Here is a 10,064-nt window from a genome sequence, read left to right as displayed (position 1 = left end):
ACACACTGCATCGTCGTCGCAGACATGCGGCGTGTGCCTGCCGCTTTTCGAGGAGACTGCGATGGCGAGACGTTTGCGTTGGTTCCTGCTGGTTCAACTCGCGGTCGTGCCTGCAGCGTTCGCCCAGCAACCTGCGGCGTCACCGGACGCGCCGGCGTCCTTCGTCGAACCAACGAACGCGGCCCACCGGCACTGTTCCGGCTCGTGTCTGAAGACCGGCGCCCTGCAGTGGTTCTGCCGGCCCGACCAGACGTGCTCCATCGATTGCGCGACCGCGCCGCCGAAGATGCACTGCCACGATCCGCAGCGGTAGTCAGACGGCCTTGCCGACCAGGCTCCCGATTCCTGCCGTGACGGCCATGGCCAGTACGCCCCAGAAGGTCACCCGCGCCGTCGCCCGGGCGATGGGGGCGCCGCCCGCCTTGGCGCCGAGTCCCCCAAGCACCGCCAGGAATACCAGCGAGGCCCCCGACACCGTATAGACCGCGATGTTGCCGGGCGAGAGCGCCGCCGTCGCCAGGGGTAAGGCCGCGCCGGCCGAGAAGGTCGCCGCCGAGGTCAGCGCCGCCTGGACCGGCCGAGCCGTCGTGACCTCGGAGATGCCGAGCTCGTCCCGGGCATGGGCGCCGAGCGCATCCTTGGCCATCAGTTGTTCCGCGACCTGCAAGGCGAGCGCATGGTCGAGGCCCCGGTCGACGTAGATCCGCGCGAGTTCCTCCCACTCGGCGGCCGGGTCGTCGCCGAGCTCGCGCTGCTCGCGGGCGAGGTCGGCCTGCTCGGTGTCGGCCTGGGAACTCACCGAGACGTACTCGCCGGCCGCCATCGACATCGCGCCTGCCACGAGGCCCGCGCTGCCGGCGACGAGGATTTCACCCGTGTTGGCGGACGAGGCTGCCACACCCACGATCAGGCTCGCGGTGGAGACGAGGCCGTCATTTGCGCCGAGGACGGCGGCTCGCAGCCAGCCGATGCGGTCGATCAGGTGCCGCTCCTGGTGGACGGGTCGCATGGGCGTCAGGATCCCCGGGGCAGCATGCGGCGCAGGACGGCGTCGTGCCAGAGGTAGTGGTGCACGAGGGCGGCGACCGCGTGGAACAGGGCCAGGACCATCAGCACGTTGGCGGCCAACCCGTGCCAGTGAGTCAGGGGCCGCCGCCACTCCGGGTCGCCGATCTGCGGCAGGCTGACCGGGCCGAGGGAGACACCGCGCACGAAGGCGTTGGCGATGCCGAGGCCGACGATGACCAGCAGCAGGACGTAGAGCGCGGCGTGGGTCGCCTTCGCCAGGCGATGAAGGGGCCCAGGGTCATCGACCGGCAGGTCGCGGCCCCGGGCCCGCCGCCAGATGAGGAAGGCTACGACGAGGCCGGTGAGGACGAAGCCCAGGTCGAAATGGGCCGACCAGATGCCGGAGCGCAGGGCACTCTTTGGGACAAGGTCTTCGAGGAACGTCCCGACCAGCCATAGGCCGAGCACGAGCGCCGCGGTCAACCAATGCAGCGCGATGGTGCCGCCGTCGTATCTCGCCGTCGGCCGTGTCGTATCGTCGGGTGCATTCATGGTCGAGATCCTGCCTACGCCGGTGATGCTGCCGGGGGATGACGGTCGCCGACGGCTGGACCCGCCGGGGCTATGGCTCGCCTGCCCTTGGCGCTGATGAACCAGAGACCCTCCGGGTCCCGGCTCGACAGCCGCGGGCGGATCAACCCGCGTTCCCTCAGGGACCGGACCGTGCGCATCTCCCAGGGCTTGGGCGAGACAAGCGGTCCCTCCCGGTCGAGCCGGAGCAACATGGCTCGCTGGCCGGGCGTGAGGGGAGGCTGAGGCGTCGTTCGATCCCGGGGGCGCATCTCTAGTTTGGAATTAATATAAACTGATCGCGGGTCAAGGGGAAACCCCGCGCCTGACGGCGCGGGGTTGGCTGTCGTCAGGGCTTGGCGGGTGTTTGGGCCGGAGCCTGCTGGCCCTGCAGGTCGACCGGCTTGTTGTCGTTGAGGTCCCAGCCGGTGTTCGGGTCGGTGTGCGTCCGCTGGAGCTGCGCCCGCATCTGCCACTGGTACTTGGCGATCCCGTGCTCGACCTCCTGCAGCAGGTTCGACGTGGTGGGGTCGACGTCCTCGGTCGTCTTGATGGCCGCGTGCACCTCCTCGCCGACGCGCTTGTAGGCGTTGGTGAACCACACGAGGATCTGCGCATCGTCGAGGAAGCCGCCGGGAATCTCCGGCACGCCGGAAGTCTTCACGATGGTGTTCGCGCGCCCGTCGGCCGAGACGCCGACCGCGAGGAGGCGCTCGGCGATGGTGTCGGCGTACTTCGACAGGCCCTCGTAGTGCTCCTGCAGCAGGAGGTGCAGCGGGTAGTACAGGGTGCCCGATGCGTTCCAGTGCGCCTGCTTGGTCTGCAACTGGAGTTGCTGCAACTCGGTCAGGGTCTGCTGAAGGGCGGCGACGTCCTTCTTCATGCCCTCCTCGCCGGCACCGAGGTCGATGACCGGCTGGCGGCTGACCTCGTTCGTCGGGAATGCCCCGAGGGGCTGGCGGCTTGTCACCTGGGTCTGCGAGGACTGGCGAACGCCCTCGGTCTTGTTGCTAGGGCCCTGTGAACCCGCGGGCTGGGTCGCGGTGGTTTCCTGGGCGACCTGCATGCGCGCCAGGATCTGTGCGGCGGAGGGGGCGACCGCCTTGGCGGGGGTTGAGGCTGGGGCGGCCTCGCGTGCCAGGGCTGGTGTGAGCACGGTCGAGGCCAGGAGGAGCATGGCCGCCAGGGCGTGGATCGGACGGGTCATCGGGAACCTTGGGAACGCTGCATTGGGTGAGGTCCCGCACGCCTTCGGGCAGCCGGGAAGCCCTAGCTGGGACGAACACGGCCTCCCCCTCGTTCCGGTATGAACCCGAATTTAGGCACCGGGGATTCCTGCCCCGCTTGTCCCCTGGCGAGGTCTCGGCCATGTCACGGGAGCGTTTTCGGATAGGTTTCCGGAGGCCGTTCATTGCTTGACCTCATCGTCGGGCGCGCTGACGGGCGGCCTCGCCCGAGGGGAGCAAACCGTTGACGTCCACGCGGCGCTTCGAGGTGCGGTTGGCGACCCGCGACGGACGTCGGGTCCTGACGGCGCAGGCGGAGCGCGAGGTCGCGCTGATGGCCGAGTCGGTGATGAGGCGTTACGGCGACGACATCCTCGACGTGGGCTTTTCGGTCGCGGCCCCCGACCCGGCGGCGAGCCGGCGGATCGCCCTCTACCTCTCGACGCTGGTCAACGAACTCGACCCGGCTTGAGGTCTACGCCCCGGTTCTCGCGCGGGGCAGGTGGTTCCCAGGGTGGTGCGCAAGACACTCAACGGTGCATCGCCAGCATCCAGAAGGCCATAACGACCATCATCACGTTCTCGGTGAGCGGGACGAAGCCGAGCGGGACCTTGCTCGACCCGCCCACGCAGGCGCACTTGATGTCGCACTTGTCGAGATGGACCGCCTTTGAACACCGAGACTGAGTCTAAGCGGGCGCTGCGAGCGAGCCCCGCGGGGGTGCGGTTTCGCGACTTCGAGGCCGGGTATGAGGTTGCGCTGACCCGATACCCTGCGCGCGTGGCATCCGAGCGTCGGCCTTGACGCCCATCGCGCCCACTTGGTTGTCCCATTCGGATGCCACTTTGGGCGGGGCGCAGCGGGCGCCCGACGCAGCGTGGCCGGCTCGCGCCCCTACCGGAACCGGATCGGGCAGGGGCGGAGCGTTTCTTGAGACCGGATCGGCGGGTCAGGTGTCGACGCACGGTCGCGTAGCGGGAAGCGATTCCGGCTATCGAGGTCCGGCAGCGGATGCGCTGCCCGTCGGCCAGGATGCCGCCGGCAGTTCCGGGACGGCGTCGCGACAGGACCTGGCAATCCTCCGCATGCCCCGATCCCGCCTGTTGGAGGCGGCCGGCGATGCCGGCGTACCCAGCGCCCGTTCGATGTCGTCCAGCCGATCCGCCAGATCGGACAGGCGTCCGGCCAGGGCTTGGTCAGCCGGATGGGATGCCGGGGACATCAGGTCGGACATCGTCGCGAGTTCGACAGCGGCCGCGTCGGGAACCGCAGCGGCGACCTCAAAGGTCGCCGCCAGCAGGATCCCGATGCGTAGGGTCTCAAGCGTCGGAAGCCCGCGGTCCATGGCGGCCTTCACGGATCGGCCGGGCAAAGGCACCCGGACCGGCAGCGTCCTCGCGGCGGCTTCGGTGCCGCGTCCCTGCAGGCCATGCTTGGGCGATGCGGCAGGCCCATGAGGCCGCCCCGCCCCGAACGTCAGGAGCCACGGGCGCCGCGCGCAGCGATCGGATGCGTCCCGACGCTTCGCGCCGGACGCGAGCTCTCCGCCGGCAGCGTGACCGGCGGACCGCCTAGCGCGCCTGGCTTGCAGGGGGTCCCCTCCGGAGACCACGGCCACGTCGAGGTGGGTCCAGACGCCGCCCTCATGCAGGAAGCCGAGCGGGGCGACGAAGCCGACGTCGGCTTGGCCGCCGGCCGCGGCCCGCGCGAGCATCGCGGACATGTCCGCCCGGGATGCCGCCGCGTCCTCCATGGATGGACCGCAGGTCGGCCGCCCGATCTCGTGTCCGTCGATGACGGTCATGAACCGTCCTACGCACGCGAGCCCGCAGCTGGCCAACAGCGCGGCGTAAAGAGCGGAACCATCGTCAGAAAAGAACCCCACGACCATTGCCACCTCCGTCAGTGCACGCTCGAACCTCGCCCCCTGCGACGCTTATTTATACCATCAGTATAATACCTGCGACAAGGTGGCGGTGGCGCGGAGCCGACCCGAAGCCGTCATGAAGGTTACCGCAAACCTCCAGGATGCAGACAAATGACCTTGGGTCACGTCGCGTGGCTCGCGACGCCCAGGCGCTTGCTCCCGGGACGAGGCCATCACGCGAGGGCGACGCCGATGGGCGAGGCGAGACCCGCTGCCCGTAACGGTTCCTGGGGGGGACGGAGCAAGCCGGTCGCGCGGACGGCTGCCCGTGCGGATGCCGGATGCGCCCGACCGCCCGTCGAAACCGCGCCCTACCTGGGATGCGCCCGCGGCCTGAGGGTCATCTCATCGCGGATCGGGCTGCCGTCCAGCGGGGGCAACTTGAGCTTGGCGATGGCTCGACGCGCCGCGCGCATGTGCGGCCCCTCGCTGTATACGTCCAGGGTGATGCTGCTGCGCTTGTGCCCGACGATCGCGGAAATCATCTCGCCCGGCACCCCGGCCTGCTCCATGCGGCTGCTGAACCAGCGCCGGAAGGAGTGGAAATTCACCAGGGACCGCCGCTTGCCGGGCACCACCTCGTCGACCCCGACGCTTCGGCGGTATTCCGTGAACCGGTTCGAGGCCTTGAAGCTGCGCTCGCGCATCGAGTCGGCCTTCTTGACGGGGGGCCATTCCGGAAAAAGGTCGTCCTCGGGCTGCTTGCCGGCCGTTCGCCGGGCGACGAGTTCCGCCAGGTCGGCATGGATCGGGACGTAGCGGGCCGACGCCTCCTGCTTCTGAGGCTTGAACAGGAAGCAATTGTACGCCGTGTCGCGGACCTTCAGGTCGACGATGGCGTCGAGCCGCGCCCCGGTCAGCGCCCCGATCAGCATCAGGTCTCGCAGCTTCGGCGGGGCGGGCCCGCGGAGCAGGTCCGCGAGTTCACTGTCCTTGAAGGGCCTCTCCTTCTGGTCGTGCTTCTCCTTCGGGCCCTTGAGGCGGACGTTGGCGAACACGTTGCCCGACACGGCCGCCGTCCTCGGCACCATCCACTGCCAGTAGCCGGAGAGCCGGCCGATGTACTTGTTGAGCGTCACGTGGTGGAGGCCGGTCATCTCGACCAGCGCGTCGGCGAAGGCGTGCGCGCGCCTCACGTCGATCTCCTGAAGCGTGGCCGGGATGCGCTCGCGCTTGCACCATTCCTGCAGGAAACGCAGCGCGCGGGCGTCGTCCGCCCGGGTCCGGTCCTTGACGAAGAGCTGCTTGCGGTAGTCCTCGTGCATCAGGTCGACGGGAGTCGCCCGACCGTGCGAGATCGCCGAGAAGAGCATGGCCTTCTCGGTCTGCTCGGGAAGCGCCTCCTCGACCTCGTTCGGACCTTCCTCGGGATCTTCGACCCTGACCCAACGCGCGTCCTTCCAGCGGATCTCCGCATGGCGCTCGTAGACCGCCTCCTGAAACTCCTGCCAATCCTCGGCACTGCCGTTCCGCTTGAGTTCCTCGGCGACCTTCGAGAACTCAACGGCGATCTTCATGTCGTCCACGCCGGGGCGCCCCACCGCCTCCATGGCCTCCGCGATCCGCCGCTTGAAGCGCTCCACGTGCTTCCTCTTGAGCACGTTCGCCTCCCTGAGGCTGTCCGTGCCGAGATTGTGCACGAGCTTCGTGGCCCCGAGGGCGCGCCGCACCGGTACCGGAACCGAGACCGTGACCCGCCACGTACCGCCGTGCAATTCCAGGTAAGCCTTCTTCGGGTCGGGCGTGCGGGCCAAGACGTACTCCATGCGGAGCCCAGCGCGGCGACGCTTCACTCCTGCCAAGCGGGATGCCGGGCACCTCAGACAGTCAATCGTCGGTCCGCTGCAGTGTCGATGATGGGGCGAGTACCTTGATCCAACACTAACGCGTCGTGCTGCTGCCAACCGGCTCCGCCCCGGTCCCCAAGCCGGTCGCCGTGCTAGTCGTGGGCGAATAATTATACCGTAGATAAGAAACGATGGCCACCGCCCGGCGCGCAGCTAGGACCGATGCGCGTCGGCGAGAGCGAGCTCATGTCACTTCATGCCCAGCGAGATGCAGGGCCGATGACACGACCGGACCGTCATGCCGGTGCTTTGCTCCCTTTTGGCAGGACGCATCACGCGCCGAGGGGCGCCTCATACACCGGGATATGGATGTGGGTTTCTCCGGAAGCCTCGCGACCGTGCCGACGCGGGTATGCAGCAGCGCCCACAGGGTCCGAGTCCGGTTACGCGCTCTCAACCACGCCATCGTTTTTGCGGCGCGGGTAGCCTGGGCGTTCACGACTGCGAGTCTTGTTCCGTGCACCCTGTTCGCAACTTGGGGGGATACATGGACCAGCGGCTCCTGGCACAGCTAACCGGAATGGCCAACAAGCACGCTCAGGCGTTGAACGCCTTACCCGTTCGGGAACGCATGGAATACATGCGCTCGCTCGTCGGGTCGGCTGACTGTGCCTGGGCCGTGTTCCCGGACGGGGAGGGATCGGGCGTCCCGCACGTGATCCTCGTCAAGGGGAAGCGCGTGGGCCGGCGTATGGAGAAGTCCGGCCGCCTCAAGGGGAAGGTGACCGCGGTTCCATGCATCGACCGCTTCATGGCGGAGGCGTTGAACGATGCCTTCGGCGACGGGTCCACCACCTTGCCAGGAACTGCGCAACCCTCTCCTGAAGTCGCGGCCTTGCTGCGTGCGAACACGACCGAGATGCGCCGCCTTGTCGATGAGGCGAACCGAAACGGCGATCTCGTGAGGGACGGAAAGGTGACCGTGGAAGACCTTTTCCTCCGGGCCGACGTGGTGCACGCGGTCTGGTCGGACCCATCCTCTCCCGGTGGCGTCGGCAAGATGCTGGCCAAGGGCGAAGGCCGGCTCATGCTCATCAGCCAGGGCACCAAGGGCGTTCCCACCAGAACCGTGGCCCTCCGGTTCCTCGACCGCGTCCAGGCCGAGCAAGCTTGGCTCATTTACGGCGACGGACGCGGCGCGATGAGCCAGGCATCCTGAACCGGCCTTCGCGTTCGGCTTCACCCGTAGTCGCGGGCGAGCGGCGTGGCATTGCCGACCCGGGGTCACACGGGCCATCGGCACATGGGCTTGCGGTTCTCGCCGGGGACGACGGAGGCGGCATGACCTGCACGCGCCCGGGATCGAGGACGGTCGGCAGGCTTCGCGGTCTGCCACCCTCCTCAGGCGGACGAACGACGGCGCTGTCGCAACCCAAGAACGGTCCGATCAGGCCGGGGCGGTGAAACGCGTCGAACGGACCCCTGCCGTATCACGGACCGCGAACGCGCATGCTCCAAGGCAGAACAGGCACGCCGGCGAAGGCCGCTCCCTTGACCCGTGCGGCGCTTCGCACGAGGGCGAGGCTGTCCCTACACACGAACACGTCGATGCGTTGTTCCGGGGTGGGGCTCTCGAAGCGTCGCCGCTCCGGCATCCGAGCTGGATGGAACCACGACGGACCGGGTCGAGCATGACCGCGGGATCTGGCGGCGAAGGCCGCTGATCCCCATCCGAGGCGGGGAACCCCTGGCGGTGGTAGGACGAGGCCCAAGGATCCATAAATCCCATGGCCCTCCCAAGCCATCTCCCGACAAGTCACGGAGGGGAAAGAGTATTTTTCCAGTTCAATGGCTTAGCTCCGACCGGGGTAACGGTCCCCTCAGCTCCACCAGGTCCCTCAGAGGGCCTGATGGACCCCGAAATCCTTGAACACGCATATCTTTTCGGATCGGCCGGCGCTCGCGCGCGGGACGGCCGTGCCTGTTGAGAACGGCCGCTCCTTCGATCGCGGCGCGCTGACGGCCCCCGCTTGCCGGATCACCGCGCGCGGCGGGCGCGGGCGCTTGCCTTTAACGGCGGCTTAGGCGTCTTCGGGGAACAAGGAGCTTTTCGCACGGGACCCCACGCGCCATGGACACCAGCACGATGCGGGAATCCGGTGCCGGCCTGCCGGCCGACGGCATCCTGCCGGCCGAGGACATCGCCGCGCTCGCCGAGGCCGGCGCGATCCGCGCGGACGCCCCCTTCGCCCCCGGCCAGATCCAGCCGGCGAGCCTCGACCTACGCCTCGGGCGGCGCGTCTTCCGGGTACGCACGAGCTTCCTGCCGGGGCGGGAGCGCCCCGTCTCCGCCTGCGTGGCGGCGCTCTCCCTGCACGAGATCGACCTCAGCGAGGGCGCGGTGCTGGAGACCGGCTGCGTCTACATCGCCGAGTTGCAGGAGAGCCTCGCGCTGCCGGGCGATCTGGCGGCCTCGGCGAACCCGAAGAGCTCGACCGGGCGCATCGACGTGTTCACCCGGGTCATCACTGACCGGGCGGCGGCCTTCGATCAGGTCGAGCCGGGCTATGCCGGCCCGCTCTACGCCGAGATCTCGCCGCGCACCTTCCCGGTCCTGGTGCGCGCGGGCTCGCGCCTGTCGCAGATCCGCTTCCGGCGGGGCGACCCGCGCCTGCGCGAGGCGGAACTCGCGGCACTCCACGCCCGCTCCCCCCTCGTCAGCACGGCCGAGCCCTCCTTCCAGGGGGGCGTGGCGGTCTCGGTGGATCTGGCGGGCTTCGACGGGCTGATCGGCTACCGGGCCAAGCGCCACACGGGCCTCGTCGACGTCGACGCGCCCGGCCGCCACCGCGTCCGCGACTTCTGGGAGCCGCTCGCCGCCGACGGTTCGGGCACGCTGATCCTCGACCCCGGCCAGTTCTACATCCTGGCCTCGAAGGAGGCGGTGCAGGTTCCGCCCGACCACGCCGCCGAGATGGTGCCGTTCGATCCGCTGGTGGGCGAGTTCCGGGTGCACTACGCGGGCTTCTTCGACCCGGGCTTCGGCCATGCGGGGGCGGGCGGCAGCGGCGCCCGGGCCGTGCTGGAGGTGCGCTCGCGCGACGTGCCCTTCCTGCTGGAGGACGGCCAGATCGTCGGCCGCCTCGTCTACGAGCGGATGGCCGCGCTGCCCCGGACCCTCTACGGCGCGGCCGGCGCCGGCTCGAACTATCAGGCCCAGGGCCTCAAGCTCTCGAAGCACTTCGCCTGAGCGGCCCGCCGAGGGCCGCCCCCTGGACGGCGCCGGCCGGGCGCGGGCGGGAACCCGTGCCCGGCCGCCCGCTCAGGCGGCCCGCACGGTGGCGAGGAAGCGTCCGACCTCTGCGCTCAGGTGCTCGGACTGGCGCGACAGCTCGGAGGCCGAGGCCAGCACCTGGGCGGCGGCCGCGCCCGTCTCGGACGCCGCGCCGGCGACGCCGGCCACGTTCGTCGTCACCTCGGCGGTGCCGGTGGCCGCCTGCGAGACGTTGCGCACGATCTCCTGGGTCGCCGCGCCCTGCTCCTCC

Annotated in this window: 9 protein-coding genes and 2 pseudogenes; 4 read left to right on the top strand and 7 right to left on the bottom strand. The window is 69.3% G+C overall.

Going from position 1 to position 10,064, the window contains the following annotated elements:
* The first annotated feature begins 61 nt into the window (after window positions 1-61).
* On the top strand, window positions 62-313 hold the full coding sequence (locus tag AX737_RS23950) for a hypothetical protein (protein ID WP_012455893.1): 252 nt from the start codon (window positions 62-64) through the stop codon (window positions 311-313).
* Here AX737_RS23950 and AX737_RS23945 read toward each other — a convergent pair whose 3' ends face one another.
* The 3 genes from AX737_RS23945 to AX737_RS23935 all read right to left on the bottom strand — a co-directional run bounded on the left by AX737_RS23945 (window position 314) and on the right by AX737_RS23935 (window position 2,785).
* Complete coding sequence (locus tag AX737_RS23945) at window positions 314-1,009, bottom strand: VIT family protein (protein WP_012455894.1); 696 nt, start codon at window positions 1,007-1,009, stop codon at window positions 314-316.
* A gap of 5 nt (window positions 1,010-1,014) precedes the next feature.
* The gene (locus AX737_RS23940) at window positions 1,015-1,560 is read right to left on the bottom strand and encodes a cytochrome b (RefSeq protein ID WP_012455895.1); all 546 of its coding nucleotides are present in this window, start codon (window positions 1,558-1,560) and stop codon (window positions 1,015-1,017) included.
* 367 nt (window positions 1,561-1,927) lie between these two features.
* Window positions 1,928-2,785, bottom strand: a complete 858-nt coding sequence (locus AX737_RS23935; RefSeq protein ID WP_012455896.1) for a DNA starvation/stationary phase protection protein — start codon at window positions 2,783-2,785, stop codon at window positions 1,928-1,930.
* A 263-nt stretch (window positions 2,786-3,048) separates the two neighbouring features.
* On the opposite strand from AX737_RS23935, the gene AX737_RS23930 reads away from it, so the two are divergent.
* A complete protein-coding gene (locus AX737_RS23930; RefSeq protein ID WP_012455897.1) occupies window positions 3,049-3,276 on the top strand; it encodes a hypothetical protein in 228 nt (75 codons plus the stop codon).
* Window positions 3,277-3,334: 58 nt separating this feature from the next.
* Here the strand turns inward: AX737_RS23930 and AX737_RS32455 are convergent.
* The 3 genes and pseudogenes from AX737_RS32455 to AX737_RS23920 all read right to left on the bottom strand — a co-directional run.
* Window positions 3,335-3,475, bottom strand: a pseudogene (locus AX737_RS32455) (glutaredoxin); the annotation flags it as partial.
* Window positions 3,476-3,796: 321 nt separating this feature from the next.
* Complete coding sequence (locus tag AX737_RS23925; RefSeq protein ID WP_231343950.1) at window positions 3,797-4,609, bottom strand: hypothetical protein; 813 nt, start codon at window positions 4,607-4,609, stop codon at window positions 3,797-3,799.
* 434 nt (window positions 4,610-5,043) lie between these two features.
* Window positions 5,044-6,498, bottom strand: a complete 1,455-nt coding sequence (locus AX737_RS23920) for a tyrosine-type recombinase/integrase (protein ID WP_017484323.1) — start codon at window positions 6,496-6,498, stop codon at window positions 5,044-5,046.
* Window positions 6,499-7,066: 568 nt separating this feature from the next.
* Here AX737_RS23920 and AX737_RS23915 point away from each other — a divergent pair.
* Both AX737_RS23915 and AX737_RS23910 read left to right on the top strand, forming a co-directional pair.
* Window positions 7,067-7,738 carry a hypothetical protein gene (locus AX737_RS23915; RefSeq protein ID WP_012455900.1) on the top strand — a complete coding sequence of 224 codons (672 nt, stop codon included), beginning with the start codon at window positions 7,067-7,069 and terminating at the stop codon, window positions 7,736-7,738.
* A 912-nt stretch (window positions 7,739-8,650) separates the two neighbouring features.
* On the top strand, window positions 8,651-9,769 hold the full coding sequence (locus AX737_RS23910) for a 2'-deoxycytidine 5'-triphosphate deaminase (protein WP_066925732.1): 1,119 nt from the start codon (window positions 8,651-8,653) through the stop codon (window positions 9,767-9,769).
* A 72-nt stretch (window positions 9,770-9,841) separates the two neighbouring features.
* Here the strand turns inward: AX737_RS23910 and AX737_RS34820 are convergent.
* Window positions 9,842-10,064: pseudogene (locus AX737_RS34820) on the bottom strand (methyl-accepting chemotaxis protein); the annotation flags it as partial.

Origin of the sequence: Methylobacterium sp. CCH5-D2 (genome assembly GCF_001556475.1) — a bacterium.
Lineage (GTDB): Bacteria > Pseudomonadota > Alphaproteobacteria > Rhizobiales > Beijerinckiaceae > Methylobacterium > Methylobacterium hispanicum.
Note: the sequence above shows the minus strand (reverse complement) of the source record. Positions and strands in the feature narration are given on the sequence as shown.

Bases quoted from the DNA above. Each gene is read 5' to 3' on its own strand.
- AX737_RS23950 (WP_012455893.1), top strand. From the start codon at position 62: ATGGCGAGACGTTTGCGTTGGTTCCTGCTGGTTCAACTCGCGGTCGTG.
- AX737_RS23945 (WP_012455894.1), bottom strand. From the start codon at position 1,009: ATGCGACCCGTCCACCAGGAGCGGCACCTGATCGACCGCATCGGCTGG.
- AX737_RS23940 (WP_012455895.1), bottom strand. From the start codon at position 1,560: ATGAATGCACCCGACGATACGACACGGCCGACGGCGAGATACGACGGC.
- AX737_RS23935 (WP_012455896.1), bottom strand. From the start codon at position 2,785: ATGACCCGTCCGATCCACGCCCTGGCGGCCATGCTCCTCCTGGCCTCG.
- AX737_RS23925 (WP_231343950.1), bottom strand. From the start codon at position 4,609: ATGACCGTCATCGACGGACACGAGATCGGGCGGCCGACCTGCGGTCCA.
- AX737_RS23920 (WP_017484323.1), bottom strand. From the start codon at position 6,498: ATGGAGTACGTCTTGGCCCGCACGCCCGACCCGAAGAAGGCTTACCTG.
- AX737_RS23915 (WP_012455900.1), top strand. From the start codon at position 7,067: ATGGACCAGCGGCTCCTGGCACAGCTAACCGGAATGGCCAACAAGCAC.
- AX737_RS23910 (WP_066925732.1), top strand. From the start codon at position 8,651: ATGGACACCAGCACGATGCGGGAATCCGGTGCCGGCCTGCCGGCCGAC.